The 25,279-nt window shown below is 71.0% G+C and carries 27 protein-coding genes and 1 pseudogene; 16 read left to right on the forward strand and 12 right to left on the reverse strand.

From position 1 onward, the window contains the following. The first annotated feature begins 93 nt into the window (after positions 1-93). The 8 genes from ACZ4FV_RS29890 to ACZ4FV_RS29925 all read left to right on the forward strand — a co-directional run bounded on the left by ACZ4FV_RS29890 (position 94) and on the right by ACZ4FV_RS29925 (position 7,841). Positions 94-561, forward strand: coding sequence for a hypothetical protein (locus ACZ4FV_RS29890; RefSeq protein WP_395860357.1), 468 nt, complete (start codon positions 94-96; stop codon positions 559-561). A 174-nt stretch (positions 562-735) separates the two neighbouring features. After that, positions 736-1,533, forward strand: coding sequence for a MerR family transcriptional regulator (locus ACZ4FV_RS29895; protein ID WP_402233532.1), 798 nt, complete (start codon positions 736-738; stop codon positions 1,531-1,533). Continuing rightward, the gene (locus ACZ4FV_RS29900; RefSeq protein ID WP_465323749.1) at positions 1,530-2,432 is read left to right on the forward strand and encodes a hypothetical protein; all 903 of its coding nucleotides are present in this window, start codon (positions 1,530-1,532) and stop codon (positions 2,430-2,432) included. Before ACZ4FV_RS29895 ends, ACZ4FV_RS29900 begins: the two co-directional genes overlap by 4 nt. A gap of 316 nt (positions 2,433-2,748) precedes the next feature. Further along, positions 2,749-3,342, forward strand: coding sequence for a YbhB/YbcL family Raf kinase inhibitor-like protein (locus tag ACZ4FV_RS29905; RefSeq protein WP_395860363.1), 594 nt, complete (start codon positions 2,749-2,751; stop codon positions 3,340-3,342). A gap of 513 nt (positions 3,343-3,855) precedes the next feature. Then, entirely contained in the window at positions 3,856-4,029 is a 174-nt protein-coding gene (locus tag ACZ4FV_RS29910) for a hypothetical protein (protein ID WP_465323750.1), read from the forward strand. 206 nt (positions 4,030-4,235) lie between these two features. Beyond that, positions 4,236-5,783 carry an FAD-binding oxidoreductase gene (locus tag ACZ4FV_RS29915; protein ID WP_465323751.1) on the forward strand — a complete coding sequence of 516 codons (1,548 nt, stop codon included), beginning with the start codon at positions 4,236-4,238 and terminating at the stop codon, positions 5,781-5,783. Between the two features lie 473 nt (positions 5,784-6,256). Then, positions 6,257-7,168, forward strand: a complete 912-nt coding sequence (gene bla, locus ACZ4FV_RS29920) for a class A beta-lactamase (RefSeq protein ID WP_465323752.1) — start codon at positions 6,257-6,259, stop codon at positions 7,166-7,168. A gap of 259 nt (positions 7,169-7,427) precedes the next feature. Beyond that, on the forward strand, positions 7,428-7,841 hold the full coding sequence (locus ACZ4FV_RS29925) for a nuclear transport factor 2 family protein (RefSeq protein ID WP_465323753.1): 414 nt from the start codon (positions 7,428-7,430) through the stop codon (positions 7,839-7,841). A gap of 110 nt (positions 7,842-7,951) precedes the next feature. On the opposite strand, the gene map is transcribed toward ACZ4FV_RS29925, so the two are convergent. The 3 genes from map to ACZ4FV_RS29940 form a co-directional block, all read right to left on the reverse strand. Then, positions 7,952-8,719 (reverse strand): type I methionyl aminopeptidase, encoded by a 768-nt coding sequence (gene map / locus ACZ4FV_RS29930; RefSeq protein WP_402233785.1) that lies wholly within the window; start codon positions 8,717-8,719, stop codon positions 7,952-7,954. Between the two features lie 55 nt (positions 8,720-8,774). Beyond that, a complete protein-coding gene (locus tag ACZ4FV_RS29935) occupies positions 8,775-9,260 on the reverse strand; it encodes an MFS transporter (protein ID WP_395860373.1) in 486 nt (161 codons plus the stop codon). A 192-nt stretch (positions 9,261-9,452) separates the two neighbouring features. Continuing rightward, entirely contained in the window at positions 9,453-9,959 is a 507-nt protein-coding gene (locus ACZ4FV_RS29940) for a MarR family winged helix-turn-helix transcriptional regulator (protein WP_395860375.1), read from the reverse strand. 372 nt (positions 9,960-10,331) lie between these two features. On the opposite strand from ACZ4FV_RS29940, the gene ACZ4FV_RS29945 reads away from it, so the two are divergent. Next, complete coding sequence (locus ACZ4FV_RS29945) at positions 10,332-11,486, forward strand: MFS transporter (protein WP_402233544.1); 1,155 nt, start codon at positions 10,332-10,334, stop codon at positions 11,484-11,486. A gap of 155 nt (positions 11,487-11,641) precedes the next feature. Beyond that, positions 11,642-12,019 carry an aldo/keto reductase gene (locus ACZ4FV_RS29950; RefSeq protein WP_465323771.1) on the forward strand — a complete coding sequence of 126 codons (378 nt, stop codon included), beginning with the start codon at positions 11,642-11,644 and terminating at the stop codon, positions 12,017-12,019. A gap of 286 nt (positions 12,020-12,305) precedes the next feature. Here the strand turns inward: ACZ4FV_RS29950 and ACZ4FV_RS29955 are convergent, their stop codons facing one another. The 4 genes from ACZ4FV_RS29955 to ACZ4FV_RS29970 all read right to left on the reverse strand — a co-directional run bounded on the left by ACZ4FV_RS29955 (position 12,306) and on the right by ACZ4FV_RS29970 (position 14,680). Next, the gene (locus ACZ4FV_RS29955) at positions 12,306-13,394 is read right to left on the reverse strand and encodes a MerR family transcriptional regulator (RefSeq protein WP_465323772.1); all 1,089 of its coding nucleotides are present in this window, start codon (positions 13,392-13,394) and stop codon (positions 12,306-12,308) included. Positions 13,395-13,455: 61 nt separating this feature from the next. Further along, positions 13,456-13,956 carry a hypothetical protein gene (locus tag ACZ4FV_RS29960; RefSeq protein WP_465323754.1) on the reverse strand — a complete coding sequence of 167 codons (501 nt, stop codon included), beginning with the start codon at positions 13,954-13,956 and terminating at the stop codon, positions 13,456-13,458. Next, complete coding sequence (locus ACZ4FV_RS29965) at positions 13,950-14,075, reverse strand: hypothetical protein (protein WP_402233547.1); 126 nt, start codon at positions 14,073-14,075, stop codon at positions 13,950-13,952. Before ACZ4FV_RS29965 ends, ACZ4FV_RS29960 begins: the two co-directional genes overlap by 7 nt. A 104-nt stretch (positions 14,076-14,179) precedes the next feature. Continuing rightward, entirely contained in the window at positions 14,180-14,680 is a 501-nt protein-coding gene (locus ACZ4FV_RS29970; RefSeq protein WP_395860385.1) for a MarR family winged helix-turn-helix transcriptional regulator, read from the reverse strand. 63 nt (positions 14,681-14,743) lie between these two features. Between ACZ4FV_RS29970 and ACZ4FV_RS29975 the strand changes: the two genes are divergently transcribed. Next, the gene (locus tag ACZ4FV_RS29975) at positions 14,744-15,454 is read left to right on the forward strand and encodes a class I SAM-dependent methyltransferase (RefSeq protein WP_402233789.1); all 711 of its coding nucleotides are present in this window, start codon (positions 14,744-14,746) and stop codon (positions 15,452-15,454) included. Between the two features lie 306 nt (positions 15,455-15,760). On the opposite strand, the gene ACZ4FV_RS29980 is transcribed toward ACZ4FV_RS29975, so the two are convergent. Then, positions 15,761-16,192 carry an ester cyclase gene (locus tag ACZ4FV_RS29980; RefSeq protein WP_395860387.1) on the reverse strand — a complete coding sequence of 144 codons (432 nt, stop codon included), beginning with the start codon at positions 16,190-16,192 and terminating at the stop codon, positions 15,761-15,763. Between the two features lie 663 nt (positions 16,193-16,855). Between ACZ4FV_RS29980 and ACZ4FV_RS29985 the strand changes: the two genes are divergently transcribed. Together ACZ4FV_RS29985 and ACZ4FV_RS29990 are read left to right on the forward strand one after the other, a co-directional pair. Next, on the forward strand, positions 16,856-17,518 hold the full coding sequence (locus ACZ4FV_RS29985) for an NADPH-dependent F420 reductase (protein ID WP_465323755.1): 663 nt from the start codon (positions 16,856-16,858) through the stop codon (positions 17,516-17,518). A gap of 62 nt (positions 17,519-17,580) precedes the next feature. Further along, a complete protein-coding gene (locus ACZ4FV_RS29990; protein ID WP_395860390.1) occupies positions 17,581-18,015 on the forward strand; it encodes a hypothetical protein in 435 nt (144 codons plus the stop codon). A 483-nt stretch (positions 18,016-18,498) separates the two neighbouring features. Here the strand turns inward: ACZ4FV_RS29990 and ACZ4FV_RS29995 are convergent, their stop codons facing one another. Continuing rightward, complete coding sequence (locus ACZ4FV_RS29995) at positions 18,499-18,885, reverse strand: hypothetical protein (RefSeq protein WP_465323756.1); 387 nt, start codon at positions 18,883-18,885, stop codon at positions 18,499-18,501. Between the two features lie 190 nt (positions 18,886-19,075). Between ACZ4FV_RS29995 and ACZ4FV_RS30000 the strand changes: the two genes are divergently transcribed. After that, positions 19,076-19,747, forward strand: coding sequence for a TetR/AcrR family transcriptional regulator (locus ACZ4FV_RS30000; protein WP_395860393.1), 672 nt, complete (start codon positions 19,076-19,078; stop codon positions 19,745-19,747). Between the two features lie 106 nt (positions 19,748-19,853). Here the strand turns inward: ACZ4FV_RS30000 and ACZ4FV_RS30005 are convergent. After that, a pseudogene (locus tag ACZ4FV_RS30005) lies at positions 19,854-22,100 on the reverse strand (MMPL family transporter). Between the two features lie 302 nt (positions 22,101-22,402). On the opposite strand from ACZ4FV_RS30005, the gene ACZ4FV_RS30010 reads away from it, so the two are divergent. Beyond that, a complete protein-coding gene (locus tag ACZ4FV_RS30010) occupies positions 22,403-23,164 on the forward strand; it encodes a TetR/AcrR family transcriptional regulator (protein WP_465323757.1) in 762 nt (253 codons plus the stop codon). Positions 23,165-23,269: 105 nt separating this feature from the next. Here the strand turns inward: ACZ4FV_RS30010 and ACZ4FV_RS30015 are convergent, their stop codons facing one another. Further along, entirely contained in the window at positions 23,270-24,007 is a 738-nt protein-coding gene (locus ACZ4FV_RS30015) for a 2-phosphosulfolactate phosphatase (protein ID WP_465323758.1), read from the reverse strand. An 82-nt stretch (positions 24,008-24,089) separates the two neighbouring features. Between ACZ4FV_RS30015 and ACZ4FV_RS30020 the strand changes: the two genes are divergently transcribed. Next, positions 24,090-24,320: a hypothetical protein gene (locus ACZ4FV_RS30020; RefSeq protein ID WP_395860398.1), complete on the forward strand. Its 231-nt coding sequence runs from the start codon at positions 24,090-24,092 to the stop codon at positions 24,318-24,320. A 94-nt stretch (positions 24,321-24,414) separates the two neighbouring features. On the opposite strand, the gene ACZ4FV_RS30025 is transcribed toward ACZ4FV_RS30020, so the two are convergent. Next, positions 24,415-25,074 (reverse strand): hypothetical protein, encoded by a 660-nt coding sequence (locus tag ACZ4FV_RS30025; RefSeq protein ID WP_465323759.1) that lies wholly within the window; start codon positions 25,072-25,074, stop codon positions 24,415-24,417. Positions 25,075-25,279 lie beyond the last annotated feature (205 nt).

Genomic DNA, 25,279 nt, shown 5'->3' on the forward strand with positions numbered 1-25,279 from the left:
CTTGTGCTCCTGGTGCCGCGCCCGGACAACGGCAAACGTTGCCGGGCGCGGCACCAGCCTCGATGACAGAGCAAACAACGTGGAGGTCCCCCGATGCGGGTCGACGTGCTGACGGTGCAGAGTTGCCCGAACGCTCCGGTCATCGAGGCGAGGGTGGTCGAGGCTCTGACCGGACGGGACGACGTCGACGTCGTGCGCCGCGAGGTGGTCGACGCGGAGCAGGCCGCGCGCCTGAGCATGCACGGCTCTCCCACCCCGCTGGTCGACGGCCACGACCCGTTCGCGGCGCCGGGGACGCCGACGAGTTTCGCGTGCCGCCTGTATCGAGCCGCAGACGGTCGAACGGACGGCGCGCCGTCGGTCGAGGGCCCGCCGCGTCCTGGGCGGCGGGCCGGAAATCGCCGGGGCGGGCGGGCCCTCGGACGCGCCGGCCGGTCCCGCCGAGCGGGGCGGGCGGGGCCGGCTCGCCCCGGCAAGGGCGGCCCGCGGGCAGTGCAACAGGCCGTACTTCGCGCGTTCGCCTGCGGTATCGGTCCGCTGCCGGCCCGACACCGGGGGTGACGCCGTCGCGTCCGCGTACACGGCGGCGGCGGGCGGTGCGGACGTGAGGTCGCCGGGCCGATGGCGAACATGGCGGGGTGTCCACACACCGCGCGCGAGGTGCGATGCCAGGCACGACCGACTCGCGGGCCGACAACTTGACCTTGTCGTAGCGTCAACGTTTCTACTGGTGGCATGCGAATCGGAGAACTGGCCGCCATCGCCGGCGTCACCACGCGCGCCGTGCGCCACTACCACCGCATCGGCCTGCTGCCCGAGCCACCCCGGCAGCCCAACGGGTATCGCGAGTACTCCCTACGCGATGCCGCCGAACTGGCCCGGCTGCGCCGACTGACCGAGCTCGGCCTGAGCCTGGACGAGGTCAAGGACGTGTTGGCGAACGACGCGGGCCGGGATCTCGTGGAAATCCTCACCGAGCTGGACGTCGACCTGGCCCGCCAGGAGGACGCCATCCGGCAGCGCCGCGCCCGCCTGCGCCAACTGCTCGAACAGGCCGAGCGCACCGGACGATTGCCCGCCGAGGCCCCCGTATCCCCCGAACTCGCGGCCGTCTTCGAGGACATGGCCCGCACCTCCGCGCTGCTCCCCGGTCCGGAGCCGGCGATGGCCGCCAAGGAGCGGCAACTACTCGCCCTCTTGGAGACCGGATCACCGGACGGCGACCGAGGCTGGCTCGACGCCCTCGTACACACCCTCGGCGCCGACCCGGAGGCGATGCGGCGCGCGTACGACGTCTACGCCCGACTGGACGAACTGGCCGACGCCGCCGAGGACGACCCGCGGGTGGAGCAGACCGCCCGGGCCGTCGCCGAGAGCATCCCGGACGCGGCGCTGCGTGCGATGGGCATCCCGGACCGGGGCGTGGCGAAAGACGAAAGCGGTTTCCTGGACGCTTTCTTCGAGGATCACTCCCCCGCCCAGGCGGCGGCCATTCGCCGCGCCATCGTGCTGCTCCGGGAGCGTGCCGGATGAAGGGGCCGAGGAAGATCGTGCGTTGGTCCTTCGTCGCGCTCCTCCCCGGGGAGTTCACGGTGATCCTGTGTCTGGTCGGCGGCGTACGGGTCCCTTCGACCGCCCGGGCCGCCACGGCGGCGGCGACGCTCACCATCGTCGTGGCGGCATCCGTCCTGCTTGCCCTCGACCACCGCCGCCACCGGCGTGCCGGGCTCGCACGCCGCCCCGCCTTCCTCGCCGCGATCGCCGACACCGTTCCGGCGCCCGTACGCAGGCTCACCGCCCACGAGTTGTTCCTCTCCACCAGCTTCCTGCGCTGGGCGACCCGTCGCGGCCCGCACGGGGTCCGCGACGGCGACCTGCCCGTCGCGTACGCCCCCGGTCAAACGGCTTTCGTGTACTGCTTCTTCTTCGTCTCCGTCGTCGAGACCCTGGCCCTCGCGTTCCTGATTCCGTGGCCGGTCGTGCACGCCGTCACCCTGGTCGTGGATATCTGGGGCTGCTACTTCATCGTCGCCCTGCACGCCTCGTGCGTGGTCCGCCCCCACGTGATCGGCCCGGACGGTTCCCTGCGTCTGCGCTACGGAGCCCTCCTCGACATCCACATCCCCGCCGACCACATCGCCTCCGTCCGCCTCGAACGGAGGTTCCCCGAAGGCAGGTTGGCCACCGTCGACGACAACGGTCTCGCGGACCTGGCGGTGGCGAGCCAGACCACGATCACCGTCGAACTCACCGCGCCCGTCCCGTACCGACGCCCTCTCGGCAAACCCGCCCAGGCCCGCGCCTTCCGCTTCTACGCCGAACACCCCGAGCCGGCCGTGGCAGCCCTGAAGACCCGTGTCGCATCCCTCGGGAGCAACGCCGGCGCCGAAACCCGCACGTCCACCGCGCCCGAACAGCCCCGGAGCCGCTGACCGGCGGCCCGCCGACACATCGGGGGCGTGTCGGCCATCCGGCCCTGCCCGTCGTCGGGTCGACCGGGTTCGATGCCGCCGTCACCGAACACCGGTCAGCACACCCGTCGTTCGTGAGAGAAAAGTGCATCGTTCGCAGAGAAAGTGGCATTGGCCGCCGGAATCCGGCGTGCATACGCTGATTCGACCGCACGCGTGCGACGCGTGGCCCCACTCCCGCTGGTGTCACTCCGACCTCGCCACTGCGACTCGCCCCGTATCCCCGCCTACCCCATGGACGGACCACAGGGACCACAGACATCCTCGGGAGCCTCCAGTGAGAAGCACACGAATTGTGCTGTGCGCACTGCTCATCACCTGGGTCGTCAGCGTTTCACCCGCCACCGCTTCGTCGACCGCACCGGCGTCGTCGGCGGATCGGAGCGCGTTCGCCCTGTCCAGCGCCGCCTTCGTCGACGGCGGCTTCATCCCCAAGATCCACGAGTGCACCAGCGGGGGCGGCAACGACCCCGCCAAGAAGAACGAGTCCCCGCCCCTGACCTGGTCCGGTGCCCCGGCCGCCGCCAAGAGCTACGCGATCGTCATGCGCGATCTCGACAACGCCAACCTCATCCACTGGGTCATCTACGACATCCCGGCGAACACGACCTCCCTCCCCCAGAACGTCGACCACGCCTACCGCCCCTCGGTCCCCGCGGGAGCCAGGCAGATCTACTACCGGGGAAGCGCGAGCCTCTACGGCTACCAGGGACCCTGTTCACCCTCGACGGTGAACACCTACGAGTTCGTCGTTCACGCGCTCAACCAGCCGTCCCTTCCCAGCCTGAACTCCGGCTCGTCCACCCAGACCGCCGCCAGGACCATCGCCGCGGCCTCGATCGCCTCGACCAGGATCCGCGGCGAGTCGTAGTTCTTCCCGCGACGCTCCGACGATCCCTGACGGTGGTCTCCTGGCCCGGATGGCGTAGGCGCGTGGGTTCGGGCACGGGTGTCCTCTCCGCCGCGGACCCGTGACCGGCGTCCCGCCGTGCCCGAACGCGCCCGTGACCGTCCCCGTCCCCGGGGTGCGGCCCCCGCAAGTGTCGGACCCCATCCGTACGGTTCCGTCGGCGCGTGTGACCGTGCCGCCGGTATCGAGGGGGATTCGTGGGAGCTTCGGGTTGGAGTCACGTCGTGCCGTATCGGACCGACTTGTCGGCGGCCCTTCGAGAACTTCGGGAACAGGTCTTCGAAGCCGGTGAGTTCCACAGCCCGGCCGAGTGGGGGTTGCCGGTACCCGAAACGCTCGCGGAGTTCGACGCTTTGGGCGGCGACGAGACGTACGGCGAATTCCTGGGTACCTGTGGCACGCATTCGATCCTCGACGTCGACGCCGTGATCGTCGACGCCGCAGCAGCCAACCGGTCCTGTGCCTTCCGCCCGTTTGACACCCGCCGAAACACTGGCCGTGTTCGGGACGGAGCGGCCGACGCGCGTGGACTACGAGCGGGTCGGCATGCCGGACAACGAACTCGAGCGGTGGAGCGGTAGCTGTGTGGTCCTCCACCACGACGGGGAGCCCGCCTGGATCGCGTTCTGGGGTTGGTCCGGGGACTGAGTGCGATACCCGGCGCCCACCCGCACCCCTCCCAGGGTGGCCGGCCGCAGTCGCCGAGGCCCGACTCGCATCCACCGATGGGTGTAATCCGGCGCGCCGGAGCGTAGTCCGACCCGCCGTCGACCGGTCCCCGGGTCAGGATGGCAGCGATGCAGCGCCGCGTAGCCGACGCGCGGTGCGCACGGGTCGCCGGGAGATGTGAGCGTATGACGATCGATCGACGGGGGTTTCTGACCGCTCTGGGTGTCGGGGGTGCGCTGGCGGTGACGGGGCCTGCGGCCGCAGCGAAGGCGCGGAGCGGGATGCCGGTGTTGCCGGCGTACGACGCCCGGCCGTTGCGGAGCATCGCAGGGCAGCGGGTGCCCGGGTCCGTGGCCGAACCCCCGGACTGGGCCGCGTTGAAGGCGCGGCTCGATGGGCGGTTGCTGTTGCCGGAGGACCAGGCGTACGGCGTGGCCCGCCTCGGATACAACGAACTGTACGACGATCAACTTCCGGCGGCGGTGGCCCAGTGCACCTCTGCGGCGGATGTTCAGAGTTGCCTGGATGCGGCCCGTGGGCACGGGGTGCCGATCGCCGCGCGCAGCGGAGGGCACAGTTACCTCGGGTACAGCGTGCCCGACGGCGGGCTGGTGATGGACCTGCGGCCGATGGCGCAGGTCCAGGTGCAGGCGGACGGCACCGTGCGAGTCGGGTCGGGAGCCCGGCTGATCGAGGTGTACGCGGCGCTGGCGGAGGCCGGGCGGCTGATGCCGGCCGGCTCGTGTCCGACGGTGGGGGTCAGCGGACTGGCCCTGGGCGGCGGGATCGGGGTGTTGACCCGCAAGTACGGACTCACCTGCGATCGGCTGGTCTCGGCGGAGGTGGTCACCGCCGACTCGCGGGTGCTCACCGTCTCCGAGTGCTCCGAGCCGGACCTGTACTGGGCGCTGCGCGGCGGAGGCGGCGGCAACTTCGGCGTGGTCACCCGGTTCACCTTCAGCACCGAGCCGGCGCCCGAGCTCACCGTCTTCTCGCTGCGCTTCCCGGCCGGTTCGGCCGCGTCGGTGATCGGGGCCTGGCAGGAGTGGGTCTCGGACGCGCCGCCGGAGCTGTGGTCGAACTGTGTGGTGTCCGGCGGTACACCACCGACCTGTCGGGTGGGCGGGTGCTACGTCGGAGCGGAGGGCGGGCTGAATCCGCTCCTGGACCGGCTGATCGCCGCCGCGTCGACCCAACCGAGCTCGCGCACCGTGCAGGGCAGGAGCTATCTGGACACGATGAAGTACATGGCCGGCTGCGCGAACGACACCATCGCGCAGTGCCATCCGACCTTCGAGGGCGGGCGGCTGCCGCGAGCGGCCTTCGTCGCCGTCTCCCGGGTGCTGACCGCTCCGCTGGACGCGCAGGGGGTGGTGCGGTTGATGGCCGGGCGTACCGGGATGGACCTGCTGCTGGACGCGATGGGCGGCGCCGTCTCGCGGATCGCCCCCGACGCAACGGCCTTTCCACACCGCTCGGCCCTCGCCACCGCACAGATCTACGCGAGCACCACACCGGCCGGCAAGGAGGAGGCGACAGCCGCGGTGGACGCCGTCCGGGACGGCCTCGAAGCGCTGGGCGCGTCGGGCGCGTACGTCAACTACATCGACGCGAACCTGCCCGACTGGGGTACGGCCTACTACGGCGAAAACCTGTCGCGGCTGAAGGCGGTGTCCCGACACTACGACCCGGACCAGGTGTTCACCTTCCCCCAGTCGGTGGCGCGGGCCTGAGCGGCGCGGTCCAGGTGGGGCGGTGGAGGTGGGCCTCAGGGGCCGGAACTCGGAACGCACCGCGGCGATGCTCCGCGGGCTGCTCCGAATCCCGGCGTCCGCCTGCGCCGGAGGGCTTCACGACGGCGCGGATTCGGACGCGGACGAGCGGTCCTGGCCACGCCGGGCGGTCGGCCGTCGCTCGTGTCGTGCCGCTCGCACGGCGGTTCCGGCCCTGGGAACCGTCCTTGGTGTCGGGGGTGCGAAAGCACGCGGCTTGGCGCTCGTCCCGAGGATCCGCACGGCGTTGCACACCGCGTTGCACACCGTGGTCCCCGACGCATGGGTCGACGCATGGCGCGGGTGGCAGGTCGGCGGGTGGGAACCGTCTCGGGTGAACTCGCATCCGCAATAGGCACGAATGGGTTTGGACGGCCCGCACGGGAGCGTCCGCATGCCCGACGGCGCCGCACGAACCGAGGGAAGAAGTGGCCATGGAACTGCGTCCGAGTCGGCGTGGGGTACTCGGCGGGGTCGCCGCAGCAACTCTCGGCCTCGTTCTCCCCGTCGGCGGAAGGGCCTTCGCACAGGGCACGGACGACAACGAGCGGATCGTCGGGCGGTTGCGTGCCCTCGAGGAGGCGCATTCCGCACGGCTGGGGGTCTTCGCGTGGGACACGGTCACGGGCAGGACCGTGCACCACCGCGCGCGCGAGTTGTTCCCGATGTGTTCGACGTTCAAGACGATCGCCGTGGCCGCGGTCCTGAGGGACCTCGACCGGGACGGCGAGTACCTCGCCCGGCGCATCCGGTACACACGGAAGGACGTCACGGAGTCGGGCTACGCGCCGATCACGGGTTTGCCCGAGAACCTCGCCGACGGCATGACCGTCGCGAACCTGTGCGCGGCCGCCATCGACCACAGCGACAACACCGCGGCGAATCTCCTGTTGCGCGAACTCGGCGGACCGAGCGCGGTCACCCGCTTCTGCCGTTCGATCGGGGACGAGGTGACCCGGCTCGACCGATGGGAGCCCGCCCTGAACTCGGCGGAGCCGGGCCGGGCGACCGATACGTCGAGCCCCCGCGCGATCGGCCGGACGTACGCCCGGCTCGCCCTGGGAAACGCCCTCGACGCGCAGGACCGCGAGCGGCTGACCGGCTGGCTGCTCGCCAACACCACCGGCGGCAACCGCCTGCGGGCAGGACTGCCCAAGGACTGGATCGTCGGGGACAAGACCGGCACCGGCGGGTACGGCACCACCAATGACGTGGCCGTCACCTGGCCGCCCGGCCGGGGACCCATCGTCATGGCGGTCCTGTCCACCAAGCACGATTCCGCCGCACCCGCGGACGAACCACTGATCGCCGATACCGCCGCGCTGCCGGCGGCGGTACTCGCCTGACCTCCAGCCGCGCGGGACCGCGCTCGGGGCCGACGGGACCCGACGGGCGGCGGACGCGTCGGCGGCCGGCAGGGCCTGTACGCCCACCACCGTCGGCCGCATCGGCCCATCGCCCATCGGCCCGCGACGGCAGTGCAGACCCCTGCGTCGAGCCGGTTCGCCGGGTTCACGACAGCCTGTACAAATCGTTGGCGGCGCCAATGGATTCGGATATAGTTGGCGACGCCAATGTTGGACACGCCAACGAAAGAGGAATGCCATGTCCCCGAACACTCCGATCGACGACCGCAACGAGATCGCCGACCTGCTCATCCGTCTCGCGCGCCTGCTCGACGAGAGGCGGTGGGAGGATGCCGGCACCGTGTTCGCCGACGACGTGGCGGTGCACTCGCCGCACGGAGGCGAACTCCAGGGCCTCGACAAGGTCGTCGACTACATGCGCCGGGCCGAGGTCGAGGGGGAACTCACCCAGCACATGACCACCGACATCCTGGTCGATGTCGACGGCGACCGGGCGGTCGCGTCGGCAAGCTCGCTCGTGTACTTCCACCGCGACGGCCAGGCGCCACATCTGACCAGCGGTCTGCGATTGAGCTGCATCGCGGCACGAACGCCGGCGGGCTGGCGTATCCGCGAGTATCGGATCAAGCTCGCCTGGACGCAAGAGAGTTGAATTCTCCCGTGGGTTCGTATCGAACACGCGGGTCTGCCGGCGAGAGGAATGCGCCGGGACGGTGCGCTGCCGGGACGGTGCGCTGCCGGGACGGCGCGCCGTCCGGATGATCAGGGCAGGGTCAGAATGCGGGGGCCCTCTTCCGTGATGGCGACCGTGTGCTCGATGTGGGCCGCACGGCTGCCGTCAACGGTGTACAGGGTCCAGCCGTCGGGGCCGACGCGATAGTCGTTGTGTCCGCCGGCCATGAGCATGGGTTCGATGGCGAGGGTCAGGCCGTGGCGGAGGGGGAAGCCGCGGCGGGCGCGTCCTCGATTGGGGACGTCGGGGTCTTCGTGCATGCGGCGGCCGATGCCGTGACCGCCGAAGTCGGTGGGCATGCCGCAGCGTGCCGATCGGGCGACGTTGCCGATGGCGTGGGAGATGTCGCCGATGCGGTTGCCGACTTTGGCCGCGGCGATGCCGGCGTCGAGAGCGCGCTGGGTGGCGTTGATCAGGTCCACGTCGGCGGGTCGTGGGGTGCCGACGGTGAAGCTGATGGCGGCGTCGCCGGTCCAGCCGTCGAGTTCCGCTCCGCAGTCGACGCCGACCAGGTCACCGTCCCGCAGGCGGTAGTCGGTGGGGATGCCGTGCACGATGGCGTCGTTGACCGACGTGCAGATCACCGCGGGGAATGGGGTGGGGGCGAAGGAGGGCAGGTAGCCGAGGAAGGGTGAGCGTGCCCCGGCTTCGCTCAGGACGGCGCGGGCCGCTTCGTCCAGTTCCCGCAGGGACACCCCGACGCCGGCGGCTTCCCGGGCGGCGGCGAGGGCGTGGGCCACCACCCGCCCGGCTTCCCGCATCGCGTCCAGGTCCGTATCGGTCTTGATCTCCACCATGTCCTGCGTCTCCATGTCTCACGTGCGGAATCCAATTCTTATACCGGTATTAGTATCACGCACAAGACGAGACTCCTTCGCACCCCGGGGGACGACAGCGCGAAGAGTGTTCGACGCGCGGACGCTTCGTGCCCGGGGCGAGGCGGAACAGGTCTGACCGGCAAGCGCGTTCACCGTGGTCGGGTCGCCGCCGAGGGGCTCGGCGCATCGTGCGGATGATCGGCCGCGATCTGCGACTCGACGTGCCGCCGGCCGGTGCGATACCGCGCACGGCGGCGCCCGGCGAGACCGACGGCGACCCCCGCCCGGCCGCGGCGCCGGCGAGGCCGAAGAGGATCAGGCCGGCCACCAGCGTGGGTTTGCGGCCCAGGCGGTCGCCGACGGCACCGAGCGGCTGCAGGAGCGCGGCCAGGCTCAGGGTGTAGATGTCGATGATCCACAGGATGGTGCCCTGGGACGCGTCGAACTCGACGGCCAAGTCGGGCTGGGCCACGTTGAGCCCGGAGACCGAGGCGATCACCGCCATCAGCGCGACGCACACGGCGATCAGGATCGTGCGGCGCTGCCGCGCGTCCGGCCCGTTGTCGCCGGGGACAGGGGCGGGGGCGGGGACACCGGATGGGTCGGCGCTCGAAGGACATGCGGGGCGCGGCACGGAAAGGCGCACGCGGGACGGTCGATTAGGTGGCCGTGGGCCGTCCGGGGGCGCCGGGAGCGACCGCCCGGGCGGCCGTCACTTGATGCTGGTGTCGCCGAGAGCTTCGAGCACCCGACGGAGGCTGTCGGCGGAGTTCTCGACCACGTCACGGTCCACGTCCGCGAGCAGCCGCGCGTAGCTCGCCAGATGGTCGGCGAACAGAGCCCGGGTGACCTCGTGCCCGCGCTCGGTGAGGTGGATCTTGACGGTGCGCCGGTCCTCCCCGTCGCGCACGCGTTCCACCAGGCCCTTGGCCTCCATCTTGTCGATGCGGTTGGTGATCGTGCCGGAGGACACCATGGACGCCTTGAGGAAGGTCCCGGCAGTGAGGGCGTACGGCGGTCCGGAGCGCTGCAGCGTGGTGAGGACGTCGAACTCGCCGACATCCAAGCCGTGTTTGACGGCGCTTGCCTTGACCGACTTCTCGACCACCAGGGCCAGCCGCTGGATGCGCCCGAAGAGCTGCACCGTCCAGAGCTCATCCACCACGTCGGGGCGCTCCTCGGCCCACTGACCGATGATCGCGTCCACGGCATCGCTCATCGTCGTCACGCCTCTCGACACAGACTCTCTCGGTACGGACTCTCTCGATAGGAACTCTACCAGTAATAACTCTCTTAGATTCGAGATACTTGACCCTGGGAGAGTCGAATGCTTGTATGTAGCTATTGAGATTGTCGGATCCGAGCGGTGCGCCGCCCGAATCGCTCTCCCGACTTCACCGCCGCTCCCCCGCCGACAACCGCCGACCACCCCTGCCGACCACTCCGCTTTCCGGAGGCTGCCGTGTCCCCGCACGCCCAAACCCGTCCCGGCCCCCGCCACACCGCACCGACGAAGCCCCTCGCCTCCACCCCGATCCGGCCGTCCGTCACGTCGTCGGCCGCCGCGCCCGCTTCGCGTCGAGTACCGGTCATGTGGCTTGCGTTGCTGGCCACCCCGATCGCCGCAAGCGCCAACAGCCCGGTCCTGATCCTTCCCGACACGGCCGACTCGCTCGGCGTCCGTACGGCCACCGCGACCTGGCTCGTCACCGTCTTCGCCTGGGCCATGGCGGTCGGCACCCCGCTGATGGCCAACCTGCTGCGCCGCCGCGGCCTGGGCACCACGCTCAAGCTGAGCGCCGCCCTGATCGTGACCGGCACCGCGGTCCTCGCCGCGGCACCCTGGCTGCCGGTGGCCATGGCGGGCCGGGCGGCCCAGGCCGCAGGCGGCGCGGGCCTGGTCACCGCGGCGATGAGCCTGGCGGGCTCGGTCCGCCGGATGGGCGTGATCACGGCAGGCTTCGGAACGCTGGGGGCGGTCGGCCCGCTGCTCGGCTCGACCATCGCGGACATCGCCTCGTGGCGACTGTCCATGGCCGTCGGCACGCTCGCCCTCCTCGCCCTGCCGGCGGTCATGCGCCGCGCCGACCTGTCCACACCGCGGCGCAGCACCCTGTTCGACGGTCGGGGCGCCGCCCTGCTGGTCCTGACCGCGACGGCCCTGGTACTCATTCCGCGCTACCCGATCCCCGCGGTCGCCGCCTCACTGGCAACGGGCGCGCTGCTGGCCCTGCACACCAGGTCCAACCCCACGGGCTTCGTACCGGCGGCACTGCTGCGCACCCGCGCCTTCGTCCTCTCCGCCGCGCTCGCCTGCGCCTTCGCGACCTCGTACTTCACGCTGCTCTTCACCGTTCCGCAGTTGCTGCGCGACCGCACCGACTGGTCGGCCTCCACCATCGGCACGAGCCAGTTGGCCGCTCTCCTCACCGGTTCGGCACTCGCCATGCTGCTGGCTGCGGTGTCGGCTCGGATGAGTCGCCCCCGGGTCCTGACCATCCTGCTCACCGTCGGCGCGCTCGCTCCGCTCACCGCCGCTCTGACCCCGTGGGCGCCGCTGCTCCTGTTGGCCGCGACACTGGCCGTCTTCACCGCGGGCGCGGGCCAGGCCACGCTCGCGGTGTACGCGACCGCAGCTGCGCCGACCACCCAACGCCCCACCGCGATAGGCCTGTTCAACCTCTGCTACCAGCTCGGCGGCGCCTTCGGCCCGGCGATCGCAGCCGCGATCACACTGGGCGGCTGAACCACCACCCCCGATCCACTCCGGCCCTGCACCGCGCGGCACCGTACCCATGGGCGAGTTCGCGCCACCCAGGAGCCCGAAGCCTCGCAGGCGCACTCCCTCCACCGGCTCGCAACCACCGGGAACGACTCACCGGCAAGTACAGCCGCGACGACCTGACCGGGGCGAACACCGCATCCGGCGACGGCACCCGCAAGAGCCTCACCATCGCCAACGGGGCGCTCACCGAACGCAATCTCGCCATCGTGGACGTCGTGAAGGAGGTCGCCACGGAACTGGGCCGCACACCTGCCCAGGTCGGACTGGCCTGGACCCTGCGGAACCCGGGCGTGACGCCACCAACCATCGGCGCCCGAACGCCCGCGCAACTGGAGGGCAATCCGGGCGCCTTGGAGGTCGACTTCATCACGGCCCAACCGGCCCGCCTCGACGAGGCCGGCGCGATCGAACTCGGCTTCCCGCACGAGATGTTCGCCGGTGACGTGGCACGCACGCTGATCCGCGGCGACCTGAAGGTGGAAACCCGCCGCTGATACCCGATCGAGGGCGGTCCCATACGGACCTGCCCTCGATCGTGTGCGGCCCGCTACGCCTTGTGCCGAGATGCACGCGACGCCGGAGGCCGCGCCGTACAGGTCGAGCACGGACCGGTCGGTTCGACCCGCCGGCGGCATCAGGGCACGCACGGGTGCGCCTCATCAGGGCAGGTCCCGAGCACGGGTCGGGTTTGCCTTGACGCCGCGACAACGTCCACCGTTTCCGGCGGGCCGGCTCCCTGCGGCGTTCTCACGCACGATGGGCGTTCTCACGCAGGATGGTTCAGGCTACGAGGAGGCGCAGGCCGAGCTCCGCCGCGTCGAGGGCGACGAGTTCGCGGTTGCGTTCGACCCACCGGCCCGAGGAAAGGTCGTCGCGGAGTCTGTCCACCGCCCGCTGCTCGGCCTCCGGCCCGACTCTGGTCCATACCGATATCGCGCGGCGCACGTGTTCCTCCAGGTACGCCTCGGGGCGGCGCCAGTACGCCTCGAAGAAGCCGTCGGCACAGTCCCACGGGATGAGCACCGGCTCCAGGCGGGCCCCGATCACTTTGGCCAACTCGACCACCGATGGCCGGTCGGCGACCAGGCCGGCGACCTCGGGCAGGTAGTCGCGGGTGAGCCAGAACCGGTGAAGCCAGCCGGTGTCACTGGCGTCGTGCGTGAACACCACCACGCGGCGGGCCACGCGGCGCATCTCGCGCAGCCCGGCGATCGGGTCGTGCCAGTGATGAACGGTGCTGAACGCCATCGCGGCGTCGAAGGACTGGTCCTCGAACGGGAGGTTCTCTGCACTGGCGGTCACGCACGGCGCCGCGCCCGCGGGACGCTGGGCCCGCATGACCGCCGACGGTTCCACCGCCGTGACGTCGCGGTCGGGAGGTTCGTAGGAGCCGGTGCCGGCACCGACGTTCAGCACCGTCCGTGCGTCCCCGAGCGCATCCCACACCCTCTCGGCGATTCGCGGCTCGGTGCGCCGCGTCGCCGGGTAGGCGGACCCGATGGCTTCGTACAACTGCGCGCCGAACACTTTCAGTTGTTCCTCGGGCGTCGTCCTGATCCCCATTGCCCGTGCCTCCAGTTCCCTGTCTATGGCCGTCACCATGGCGGCGGCGCGGTCGCGCTGCTCCGACAACAGGCCGCGCAGCCGGTGCAGATGGGCAACCGCGTCGGTGGTCGGGTCGTCGACCAGATCCGCGATCTCGCGCAGTCCGAAGCCCAGCCGCCGATAGGCGAGCACCTCCCGCAACCGCTCCACGTCGCCCGCCGAGTAGGCCCGGTACCCGGCCGCGGTACGCGCGGACGGCCGCACGAGGTCGATCTCGTCATAGTGATGCAGCGTGCGGACGCTCACGCCGGCCAGCTCGGCCACACGTCCCACGGTCAGGTGCTCTTCCACGCCACCGACAATGCGGCATGACGCCACGTGAGGGTCAAGCACCTGGCTCCGATACCGCGCGCGGCGCGGCCGGTTCGACGAGCAGTCCGCCATGGGCAACAGGACCGGCCGGGGCCCGGCGCTCGACGACCTGCCGGTCACCGCATCTCTGCGTTTCGGGGATGCCGGGGCGTACAAAGGCGGTCATCGTGTGCGCGTGACGGCCGTCGCCTCGTCCCGAAGACCGCGACCACCAGGTCTGCGACGAATCGGTCCGGGTCGTCCAGCCCGGCTGCGGCCAGGATCTCCCGCCCACCGGCCGGCAGGTGCGGGATGGCGCCGTGCAGGCCAGGGTGAGCACGGTCGCGCGCTCCCGCGTCACCGGCAGCCCGGTCGATCGCGAGGCTTGCGCGAAGGACTCGAAGTCGGCGGCGGCGATCTCGTCCAGGAGTACGGCCGGCCACGGCTTGCGGGCCGCCTCGGAGCGGAGTTCGACGTACGCGAGCATCCGTGACCGGCCCGGGCCGGTCACGTTCGCCGGCAGGGTGGTCAGCATCGCCGCCAGGCTGTCCCGTCCGGGAGTTCGGCGGGCGGCCACATGGCGGCGCCGGCCGCGCTCACACCCGGCGAGCCGGCGTACCAGCCCGGCTTCGCGGACGCCGACACCTCCGTCATGGCGGTGATCCCGCGAATGCCTACGCCGCACCCGCCGGACACCGTCGCGGCGCTGCGGTTGCGCGGGACACCGACCGTGCGTCATGTAGCGGTGAATCCGCTGTTCACTGCGGAGGTTGAGGGGCGGGCACGCCGTCGCATCCCGGCGCGGGTGTGGTGCCGCGTAGGCGGGCGGTGACCGTGGCGATGGTCGCCGTGAACCCTGCCAGGTGAGCCTCGGGGATGTCCGCGAACAGGGCGGCGGCCATGACGTCGCGGCCTTCGCGCAGGTGGGTGACGACGGCGGTGCCGTGGTCGGTGAGCCGGACCATCGTGGCGCGGCGGTCGGTGGGGTGGGGCACGCGTTCGACGTGGCCGTCGGTTTCGAGGGCGTCGAGGAGGCCGGTGACGTTGCGCGGAGTCACGCCGAGGGCGTCGGCGAGGGCGCGTTGGGTCATCGGGCCGTGGTGGAGCAGGACCCACAGGAGGCGCGCTCGGGCGGCGGTGAGGCCGTGGGCGTCGATGCCGTGGGTCATCAAACTGCCCAGGACTTCGGCGAGTTCGAACAGCCGGTCCAGGGACACATCCGCCGTGGCCTTTCCGGCGTTATCGTGAATAGAGTTCACTATGTACTCCCTCCCACATCAAGGATAGCGGCCGGACGGCGGCGGCCGGGAAGGTGGTGGTCGATCGTGTACGAGACCAAGGCGTCGGCGAGGTCGGTGCGCAGACCGGTGTTCGCGCGGTTCTACGCGAAGGTGGCCGGTCCGGGTCTGGAGAAGGCGGGGGTCGGTGAGCACCGCAGGCGGTTGTTGGCCGGCCTGACCGGTGAGGTGCTGGAGATCGGCGCGGGGCATGGTGCGAACTTCGAGCACTACCCGCCGTCGGTGGCACGGGTCGCGGCGGTCGAGCCGGAGCCGCGGCTGCGGGCGCTTGCGGTCGAGGCCGCCCGAGCCGGCGCGGTCCCGGTCGACGTCGGGGGCGGCTTGGCCGACGAATTGCCGTTCCAGGACGAGTCGTTCGACGCGGTCGTGTTCTGTCTGACGCTGTGTTCGGTGCCGGACCCGCATGCGGCGCTTCGGGAGGGGTTCCGGGTGCTGCGGCCGGGCGGGCAACTGCGGTTCTTCGAACACGTCCAAGCGGGCGGTGCGCGGATGCGGCGGGTGCAACGCGTTGTGGACGCGACCGTGTGGCCGCTGCTGTGCGGTGGCTGTCATACCGCACGCGACACCGAGGCCGCGATTCGCCGGGCCGGCTTCACCGTCACCGAAATGGACCGCTTCGCGTTCCCGAACACCCGGATCCCGACGCCCGCCGCCACTCACATCCTCGGCACCGCTGTACGTCCACCCGGTCCGGGTGACGGCGACCCGGGGGCCGTGGAGGAGGGCGAGGCATGAGGACCGGGGCTGCGGGATCCGTCGAGTAAGCCGGGCGGACCCGTCGGAGCTACGGGCGCGCACGCGGACGCGGATGTGCGCGGGCACGGGCAGGACACGGGCACGGGCACGGGCACGGTACCGAGCACGCGGTCACACCGAGTGTCCGCACGTAGCCGCGGACGGTCGAGGCACAGCGGTGCGTGGGCGCAAGCAGCCGTGCCTCCGGCGCGCCCGAACCGCGACCGGGCGTGCCCTGCGCCCGTGCCGCCCCCTCGCGCGTCGAACGCCCGAGCGCGGCCCGGGCCGCCGGCGCGCGCTGCCGGATCAACCCGCGGTCGCGGGCGCCAACCCCAGTTGATCGAGGAACGCCAACTGGTCGAAGTACAGCCGATAGTCGACGATCCGTCCGTCCTCGACCGTCCCGGCGTCGCAGCCGTGGATGCGGACCGGTTTGCCGGTCGCCGGAAGCATCTCGCCGTCGGGGAGCTTCAGCGGGCCGGTGTTGGTCCCGTGGAACCACCCTTCGTCGATTGCGGTATCACCCACTTCGTACTCGTGTTCATATTCGAACTCACCATCCGGTACGGCGACGGCGAACTCGACCATGTACTCCGCGATCGCGTCACGGCCGCGGAAATTGCCTTCCGGCGTCGTGGCCACGGCGTCTTCCGCGAAACAGTCCGCGATGGACTTGACGTCCTTGGACTTCGTCATCGCCTCGGTGAGCCGGTCCATGGCCTCACGTGCCTGTCCCATGACCTACCTCCTGTAGGTTCGGCCCCCACCACCATGATCCTCCTCAAAGGTGAGGACGGCCGTCGCCGACGCATTCATGGGCCTCGTGAGCCGCGGGGCTGCCGTCCCCCGGGCGGCGGGCACGGGTCTCCCGCCTCGGCTACGCAGCCGATCGCGCCGACGGGCCGTCTCCCACGCGGCCACGTCATCGCGCCCGACAGGGATGTCGTCGCGCCCGGCCAGGACGAGTGAGCCGGCCCTGACGAATCAGCGGAGCCCTGGCGCGTCCGCAAGCGCCGGGTGGACGGACGCAGCCACGACCGCGAGTCCGCGCGGATTCGGCGAGCGCATCGGGGTGGGCCGACGCCGTCCGCCGACACATCGCGCGCAGCGTGACACCGGCCGCCCAGGCCCGCCCGACGGACGCGACCGCGGCCCGCCCAAGAGCTGATCACACGGATCGGCGTCCTGGCCGGGCCACAGTGGCGCACGATCGCGCACTCGGTGAATTCGGGTCTGTCCGGCGACGTTGCGCAGTGTCCTGCGGGCGCGGTGAACAGCGCGCCCACGCCGACGATCCCGGCGCCGCGTTCGTGTCGCGCATCCGGTCCGCCGGGGAATGCGATGTCGTCTCGTGGGGTTCCGGCATGCGCGACACTCGATACCGCACGCACTGGAGCGTTCATGAAGATCGGCATCATCGGCGCCGGCAACATCGGCGGCAACCTGACGCGTCGGCTCGCCTCCCTCGGACACGAGGTGTCCGTGGCCAACTCCCGCGGCCCCGAGACGCTGACGGCCCTCGCCGAGGAGACCGGCGCCACCCCCGTCACCGTGGCCGAGGCGGCCCGAGACGCCGAAATCGTCGTGGTCACCGTCCCGCTGAAGAACGTGCCCGACCTACCGGCCGGCCTCCTCGACGAAGCCGCCGAGGGCTTCACCGTGATCGACACCAACAACTACTACCCGCGGCAGCGCGACGGCCGGATCGCCGCCATCGAGGACGAGGGTCTGACCGAGAGCCGCTGGGTCGAGAAGCAGCTCGGACACCCGGTGATCAAAGCCTTCAACGGCACCTACGCCCAGGACCTCCTGGAAAGGCCCCTCCCGGCCGGACGGCCCGACCGCATGGCCCTGCCGGTAGCGGGCGACGACGAGTCGGCCAAGAACGTCGTCCGAGCCCTGGTCGACGAGCTCGGCTTCGACTCCGTGGACGCGGGCGGCCTCGACGACTCCTGGCGCCAGCAGCCCGATACCCCCGTCTACGGCCTGCGCGCCGGCATCGAAGCGGTCACCAAGGCCCTGACCGAGGCCGACCCGGAGCGCAAGGAGTCCTTCCGCGGCTGAGGCCGGTCCCCCCATGAGGGCATGAGGGCAACGGCGGGTTTTCCTGACGGTACGGTCGCCGGGTGAAGTCGACGAGGTCGAGCGAGTGTCCGTTGCACGGGGTCGGTGTGCGTCCCGAGTACCTGGTGGGGCGGCGTCTCGAGCAAGTGCTCGCTTCCTGGCACCTGTACGGCGCGGAGGCTCCGTCCGGCCCGCTGGACGTGTGGCTGCTCGACAGCGAAGGCGTCGCCACCCACATCACGACCGGCTCGGACTGGTGCCTGATCGTGGAGACGTCGCCCCCCTTCGCGGCATACGACATGCGGGAGGTCGGCCGCGTCGAGGTGGCACCGATCGGTGGCGAGACCCCGTTCGCGGAGCACCTCGGCGAGACCATATCGGCAATCGACGAACAGCGAGACCCGTACACCGGGCGGCTCGCACTGGAGATCACTTTCGGCTCCGGTCGTGTCCGGTGCGAGACCTGGTCGGGGGACCTCCGCCTGTCCGGCAGCTGATCGGCACGCCGACATCTGCCAGGCCCGTGTGCGGATCTCGCCGTTGTTGCCGGTGCCCATCCGTGTCGACGACGTGCACGGCGGGCGCGGCCGTGTCCGAGCCGCGCGTCGGCACCGCGAGTCGGTTCGGACGCCCGGCTGCCCAGCGCAGGGAACAGGCGGTGCCGAGATCGAAGCGGCCGGCTTCGATCTCGGCAAAGGGGCCGGCTCCGCTCCGGCCGGCGGCCACGTCGAGGAAGGACAAGCCGTCCCTGGACACGGCGGCGACGCGCGACCCGTCCGGACGGAGCGCGGCCATCGAGGCGGGCACGTACCAGCCCACCTCACGGGTACCGGCGTCCACGCAGATCGCGTCGGTTCCGAACAGACGGGTCCCGTCCGGCGACCAGACCGGGTTCTCGATCCACCGGCCGATGCCTTCCCGTACCTCGGCCCGCGTGTTCGGTGCGCCGGCGGGACGGGCTTCGCTGCCTGTTGCAGCGCTCAACGTCGGCGGGCGCGGTGGAGCGTGAAGATCAGTGCCGCGGAGGCGGCGACGATCAGGCCGACGAACGCCGGATGGATGTCCTTGGACAGGCTCTGCGCGCCGTCGGGCCGCACCATCCACACGGTGAGCGGGATCGCGAACGCGACGGTCACGATTACGGCTCCCGCCCGCACCGCCCGGTCGCGAACCCGAGTCAGGGCGCCGACCAGGGCCACCATGACCGGCACGCCGGCGATCAGCGCGAACTGACCCAGGACCATAACCGGAACCGCCCACGCGGAGACGGTCACCGCCCGCGTAATGCGCCGGGCCACCGCGTTCCGCGGCGCCGCGTTCTCGGGGGACGTCGGCGAGGCCGACACGACGTTCGATGGAGCCGACATGACGCTCTCCTCGGATGCGAGTGGCCGGACGTACGGATCCCAAGGACCCGCACCACCACGCTCACTTAGATGATTTGCCGTTCGTTATGAGTTATAACTTTCGTGCACGATCGACGTCAACCGCCTGGGTGATATCTTCTAACCAGAACTTGAATATGTAGCAGATTGGCTCAGGGAGAGGTACGGCGGCATGGCGGACAGCGGCACGGCGACCCCGCGCGAGCGCTATCGCGCCCAGGTGCGCGCGGAGATCAAGCAACACGCGTGGGAGCAGATCGCCTCGGCGGGGGCATCCGCGCTCTCCCTCAACGCGATCGCCAAGCAGATGGGCGTGAGCGGACCGGCGCTCTACCGGTACTACGCCGGCCGCGACGAGCTGATCACGGAACTCATCACGGACGCGTACCGAAGCCTCGCCGACACCCTCCGCGCGGCCGCCCATTCCGGTGGTGACCTGGCCGCGCCGGCCCACGCCCTGCGCGGATGGGCTCTGGCCGACCCTCAGCGGTACTTCCTCATCTACGGCACGCCCGTCCCCGGCTACCACGCGCCCGAGGACGTCACCGCCATCGCGGACGAGATCCTGGTGACTCTGCTCGACGCCTGCACCGCGCTGCCGCCGGACACCCGTGCGACGCCGCTCGACGCGCACCTCGACGATCATCGGCACTGGGCGGGCGACCATCCCGCGTCATCCGCCGTCCTCCGCCGGGTCCTGGCCTTCTGGACCCGGCTGCACGGCGTACTGTCCCTGGAACTCGCCGGACACTTCACCGGAATGCGGTTCGACCCCGCCCTGCTCTTCGCGGCCGAACTGGAAGACCTGCTGAACCCTGGTGCGGTGCCTCCCCGTCACGGGTGAGTGAGCACCCGGGCGTCGGAGCCGGCCGGGCGAGCGCGAGCCGCACGAGCGTGCCCGCCTCCGAGGACGGCGGAGGCGGGCACGGTACGGCAGCGGTCTCGCGTGGTCAGACGGCCGCCGAGTCCTTCTCCATGGGCGCGCCGGCCCCCGCCCCCGGCGAGGTCGCGGCCACCGGCGCCGGGCCGGCTTCGCCGAGCCCGAATCGGTCGTGGAACTTCCGCAGCGGGCGCGGCGCCTACCAGGCCGAACGGCCGAGCAGCCGCATCGCGACGGGCACGAGTACGCCGCGTACCGCGATGGCGTCGATCAGGATGGCCAGCCCGGTGCCCAGGCCGAACATCTGCATGAAGCTGATCTCGGCCGTTCCGAAAGCGAAGAAGCTCACCGCCAACAGGGCGGCCGCCGCGCTGACGATACGTCCCGTGTGCCCGAGGCCGTTGACCACCGCGGACTCGGTCCCCTCGCCCAGATCGTGGAGTTCCTTGATCCGGCTGAGCACGAACACCTCGTAGTCCATCGAGAGACCGAAGGCGATGCAGAACATCAGCACGGTCATCGAGGTGTCCATCGGCTGCGGTGTGAAGCCGAGCAGGGAGGCCATGTGCCCGTCCTGGAAGATCCAGGTCATGGCGCCCAGGGCCGCTCCCAGGCTGATCAGGTTCAGGACCAGCGCGCGCAGCGGCTGCACGACACTGCCGGTGAACAGGAAGAGGAGGAGGAAGGTGGTGACGGCGACCAGGGCCACCGCGATCGGGAGTCGGCCGGCGATGGAGTCCTTGGAGTCCACCAGTTCGGCGTCGGATCCGGAGACCAGGGGGTGTGTCCCGGCCGGCGCCGGCAGCGACCTCACCTCGGCGACCAGGTCCTGGGCGGCGCCCGATTTCGGCGCCAGTGCGCTCACCACGTCGATGCGCTGGGCGTCGGGGCGGCCCAGGGCAGTATTGCCGGGCCCCGGCGCGGTGGAGCGCCCGCCGACGTAGGTTCCCGTGGAGGCCGAGACGCGGATGACGTCCCTGTGCTTGGACAGTTCGGCAGCGTACGCGGCCAACGGGGCCTCGCCCACCGGCCCGTCGATGACGATGTGCACGGCCGCGGCGTCGTTGCCGTTGTAGTTCTCCCGCAGCGCGGTCGAGACCTGACGAGTCTTCGCGTCCTCGGACAACACCCGTTCGTCGGCCGTACCGAAGCTGATCCCCAGGAGCGGGCTCGCGGCCAGCAGCAGCACCGCGAGCACCGGAATCGCGGTGAGCGCGGGACGTCGCATGACGGTGCCGGCGATCCGGCCCCACAGCGGCACCCGGGCGTCGGTGCGCCCGAGTTTCGCCCACGGCATCCGTCCGCTGTCGACCTTGTGCCCCAGGAGGGCGAGGAGGGCGGGCATCACGAACAAGGTGGCGACCGCGGCGACGATGATGACCCCGACGCCGGCGTACGCGAACGAGCGGAGGAAGAACTGCGGGAACACCAGCAGCGATCCGAGCGCGGCGGCGACCGTGGCGGCGGAGAACGTGACGGTGCGACCCGCGGTGCGCACGGTGTGCCGGACCGCGTCGTCCACCTCGGCCCCCGACGCGAGTTGCTCGCGGAACCGGCTGATCATCAACAGCGCGTAGTCGATGCCCAGTCCGAGGCCCAAAGCCGTGGTCAGGTTGATCGCGAAGATCGACACGTCGGTGACGCTGCCGAGGACGGCGAGGACGGCGAACGTGCCCAGGACCGCGACGGTACCGATCACCAGCGGCAACAGCGCCGCGACCACGCTCCCGAAGACGACCAGGAGCAGCACGAGCGTCAGCGGCACGGCGATCGCCTCGGCCAGGACGAGGTCCTTGCCGCTCTGTGTCGCCAGTTCGTCGGCTACGGCGGTGGCCCCTCCGGCCCGGACGGTGAGCCCGTCCCCGTACCGACCGGTGTAGGTGTCGACGATGCTCTTGACGTTCTTTCCCTGCTCCGTGTCGTCGCCCTTCACGTGGGCGAGCACGATGGCCTCGCGGCCGTCCTTGGAGCGCAGGTTCGGGTTGTCCGTGTCCCAGTACGAGATCACGTTGTCGAGCTTCTGTTCCTTCTGGAGGTCCGCCACCAGGGCTCGACCGCTCTGTTTCGCGGCGGGACCGTCGACGCCGCCGTCGGCGGGGCGGACCAGCAGGACCAGGTTCGGCTCCCCGCCGAACTTCTCGTCGATGACCCGCCCGGCACGGGTGGACTCGGAGGCCGGATCGTCGAAGCCGCCCCCGCCCAGCAGCTTGCCGAACGCGCCGAAGCCCACGACGCCCATGAGGACCACGGCCAGGGCCGCGACCACGAGTACCGCCTTGGGCCGGCGAACCACCAGCTCGGCTATGCGGTCGAACACGCACTTCTCCTCTGCACTCTCACTGCGAAAACGACACGACAAAGGTCGGAACGACCTGATGGGGGTGGGGCCGGGCGTCCTTCCGAGCAGCGGAAGCGGGCGTCCGGGCCGGCGCCGACGAGGCGGGAGAAACCGCTCCTCCGCGTCCACGTGTTTCGCGTTCTCGGGACGGGATGCGATGTCGCCTTCCCTGTCTCCATGGACGACATTAGTGAGGTACAAGAATCTTTGGCAGTGTTAGATTTTCTTCACGGAGTGCGATTTTTGGTGCGGTGCGCGAAGGTTCGTCGTACGGTCGTCGCATGCCTCCAGCAGAAGCCCCAGCGGCCGTGCCCACCCTGCGCCAGCGGCGCCGGGCCGTCGCCGTCCAGGAGATCCTGAGCGCCGCCGAGAGCCACATCGCCGAACACGGACCTCACGCGTTGTCCCTACGAGCGGTCGCCCGGAGCCTCGGCATGACCGTGCAGGCGCTCTACCACTACTTCCCGAGCCGGGACGACCTCGTCACCGCGCTGATCACCAAGGCGTACGACGACCTGGCCGACGCCGTGCAAGCCACGGTCGACGCCGCGCACGACACGGCCGTACCGCGCCTGGTGGTGGCGGCCGAGGGTTACCGCCGATGGGCCATCGCCAATCCCGAACGGTTCCAACTGATCTACGGGGCCCCGTTGCAGCACTACCGGGCGCCCGCCGACGGCCCCACCACGCAGGCGGTCCGCCGGATGAGCGCTATCTTCCAGCAGGAACTGTTCGCCGGGCTGACCACGGAACAACTGGGCGCCGCCGACACGCCCGCGCTCTCGCCCGCGCTCCGGAAACACCTGGAGGGCCTGCCACCGGACGGTCTGGGAGATCTGCCGCCGGCCGCGGCCGCTCTCATCCTCAGCTCGTGGGGGCACATGCACGGCCTCGTCGCCTTGGAAGTGTTCGGGCACACCGCGTTCATCGGCACGCACCAGGCCGAGATCTTCCGCATGGCGATGCTCGACATGTACGACGACGTGCACCGCCGAATTCCTGCCGCCGAAGCGGGCGTTGCGCCGCCGGAGCCAACCGCCTGACCGGGCGGCGAGGCTCGATGCCCTGCTCACGGCGGGACAACCGAGCCCGATCCGCGTACGGCCGGCCCGCACGCATCCGCTGCCGCCGCCGCGCACGGGACCGGGTTACGGCTCTCGCAGGGGGAGTCGGACCGCCGGCGATCGCATCGAAGCGTCGTCGGTCGGCGAAGGCGCGGCACGGGGACGGAGGACCATGAGCGAGTCCTCCAAGGTCGCCACCATCGCGAAGGGGAACCGGTCGAGTTCGAGACAGAGTGCGACGTCGTCGGGATGGGCTCCCGCACGCACCCCCTCCGTCAACTCGGCGGCGGCGCGCGACTCGCCGGCGCGGCGGAGGAACTCGGCTGCGTCCGTGCCGGCCCCGGTGGCCCTGCGAGCGATGTATTGAGCGCAGGCCAGATCTTCGTCGGCCTGCCCGTCGTCGCCGGTGACCACGAACGTGACACTCTCACACTCGTGTGTCCGCAGGAGTCGAGCCGTTGCCTCCGCCACCACGAAGCTCGCGCACAGCACCAGCGACGCCTCCTTGACCGCAAGGGCACCGACCGTCCCTGCAGTGGTCTTCTGCACAACGGTCCGTCCGCCGAGGTCGATGGACCGCAGCAGGCCCGGCGAGTTGACGGTGTCGAACCCGGGCGCCGGCGGGCCGTCCTTGAGCGCCACCCAATCCGGGTGGCGACCCTTGAGCGCCAGGGCTTCGGCCGGTGACTCGGCGAGCACGATCCTTTCCGCCCCCTGGGCAAAAGCCCAGGCAGCCACCGTGAAAGCACGCATGACGTCGACCACGACCGCCACGGACGGGGGTTCGACCAGCTCGGCGATGCCGAGGAAACGAGCGTCCATCCGGCGATGATCGCGCATACCCGCCCCCCGGCGCCGTTAGGGCGCGTTCAGGGCGTCGAGGTCGGCCAGGCGCATCCGCACGATGGCACCGGCCGCCTACGCCCGCGGGCCCGACGCGCCTCGGGTGGACATCATCTTCGGCGGGTCCACCGACCGGGCCGACCACATCCGCGACGGCCGGGCCGATGTCGTCGCCTGGGCGCAAGACGACCGTCGAAGCCTGGTCGCCTCCTTCGTTGCCGCCGCCGCGGAGGCGGCAGGGATCGAGGACGCGCCAACGACCCGGATGCGCAGTCGACCACCGGACCACTGACGACGCGCCGCCGACCGACGTCGGCGGCCGATCGGCCGCACGGCGCGGAGGTGGATGCCCGCCCGTGCCGCCCGAGGGCTCGGTCCCGCCGGCGCTACGCCGACGGTGCCGGTGTCGCCGCGGCGAGGATCGCCTCGATCGCCTGCTCGTAGAGGTACCCGTGTCCGTCCACCATCAGCTCCATGCGCGATCCCGGACCCACCTCCCGGTCCGGGACGCCGAGCCGGACCACCCCGGCCGGCGTACGCAGCGTGAACGCCTCGTAGCGTCCACCGCAGGCATCCACGTCGACGTTCACCTCCTCGTCCCGCAACGCCAGGCCGCGCCGGGCGAGTTCGGCGCGCAGCAGTGCGACGTTCCGGCCGAAGGCGCGCAACCCTTCGGCTCCATCGGCCAGTTCCTGCACCAGGTCGGCCCACACGTAGGAATCGCCCTCGCACTCGATCGACCAGGGTCCGTCCGGCTCGGCGCCGCGAACCACCGCGAGTTCCACACCGGGTATGGCGATCCACTGCTCGTAGCCCTCGTACGGCCGAACCACGAACAGCCGATACTCGGCCCGCCCGTCGTCGTCCTCCTCGGCCGCGTCCAGGTCGACCAGCCCCTCGGCCGCGCAACCACGCTCGACGAGCTCGGCCGCGAACGCAGCCATGTTCGCCCGCGCCAACGCATCGACGCCCGCACTCTCGGACTCGCGCGAACCGGTCGTGGCCCCCAGGGAAATCGGCGTGGCCGAATTCGACTCCTCGGTCATCGACTCGCCCCTCCTCGCATCACCGTCGTCGTCTTCGCCGTACACGATCCCATCCTGGCCGGCCCGACGCGCGGACACGACGGGGACATCCATCAGGCTGGGGAGGCGAGGCGGATGAAGTCCGCGTCGCCGAACTCGGCGTCGCTTTCGGGGTGTCCACGAACCGAACCCGGCCCGGCGCGGGATCACCCGGTCCCGCGCCGGG

It is taken from the genome of Embleya sp. NPDC025285, from assembly GCF_055558835.1.

Coding starts and splice junctions, on each gene's coding strand:
- ACZ4FV_RS29890 (WP_395860357.1), top strand. CDS start 94: ATGCGGGTCGACGTGCTGACGGTGCAGAGTTGCCCGAACGCTCCGGTC.
- ACZ4FV_RS29895 (WP_402233532.1), top strand. CDS start 736: ATGCGAATCGGAGAACTGGCCGCCATCGCCGGCGTCACCACGCGCGCC.
- ACZ4FV_RS29900 (WP_465323749.1), top strand. CDS start 1,530: ATGAAGGGGCCGAGGAAGATCGTGCGTTGGTCCTTCGTCGCGCTCCTC.
- ACZ4FV_RS29915 (WP_465323751.1), top strand. CDS start 4,236: ATGACGATCGATCGACGGGGGTTTCTGACCGCTCTGGGTGTCGGGGGT.
- bla (WP_465323752.1), top strand. CDS start 6,257: ATGGAACTGCGTCCGAGTCGGCGTGGGGTACTCGGCGGGGTCGCCGCA.
- ACZ4FV_RS29925 (WP_465323753.1), top strand. CDS start 7,428: ATGTCCCCGAACACTCCGATCGACGACCGCAACGAGATCGCCGACCTG.
- map (WP_402233785.1), bottom strand. CDS start 8,719: ATGGTGGAGATCAAGACCGATACGGACCTGGACGCGATGCGGGAAGCC.
- ACZ4FV_RS29940 (WP_395860375.1), bottom strand. CDS start 9,959: ATGAGCGATGCCGTGGACGCGATCATCGGTCAGTGGGCCGAGGAGCGC.
- ACZ4FV_RS29945 (WP_402233544.1), top strand. CDS start 10,332: ATGTGGCTTGCGTTGCTGGCCACCCCGATCGCCGCAAGCGCCAACAGC.
- ACZ4FV_RS29960 (WP_465323754.1), bottom strand. CDS start 13,956: ATGCTGACCACCCTGCCGGCGAACGTGACCGGCCCGGGCCGGTCACGG.
- ACZ4FV_RS29965 (WP_402233547.1), bottom strand. CDS start 14,075: ATGACGGAGGTGTCGGCGTCCGCGAAGCCGGGCTGGTACGCCGGCTCG.
- ACZ4FV_RS29980 (WP_395860387.1), bottom strand. CDS start 16,192: ATGGGACAGGCACGTGAGGCCATGGACCGGCTCACCGAGGCGATGACG.
- ACZ4FV_RS29985 (WP_465323755.1), top strand. CDS start 16,856: ATGAAGATCGGCATCATCGGCGCCGGCAACATCGGCGGCAACCTGACG.
- ACZ4FV_RS29995 (WP_465323756.1), bottom strand. CDS start 18,885: ATGTCGGCTCCATCGAACGTCGTGTCGGCCTCGCCGACGTCCCCCGAG.
- ACZ4FV_RS30000 (WP_395860393.1), top strand. CDS start 19,076: ATGGCGGACAGCGGCACGGCGACCCCGCGCGAGCGCTATCGCGCCCAG.
- ACZ4FV_RS30010 (WP_465323757.1), top strand. CDS start 22,403: ATGCCTCCAGCAGAAGCCCCAGCGGCCGTGCCCACCCTGCGCCAGCGG.
- ACZ4FV_RS30015 (WP_465323758.1), bottom strand. CDS start 24,007: ATGGACGCTCGTTTCCTCGGCATCGCCGAGCTGGTCGAACCCCCGTCC.
- ACZ4FV_RS30020 (WP_395860398.1), top strand. CDS start 24,090: ATGGCACCGGCCGCCTACGCCCGCGGGCCCGACGCGCCTCGGGTGGAC.
- ACZ4FV_RS30025 (WP_465323759.1), bottom strand. CDS start 25,074: ATGACCGAGGAGTCGAATTCGGCCACGCCGATTTCCCTGGGGGCCACG.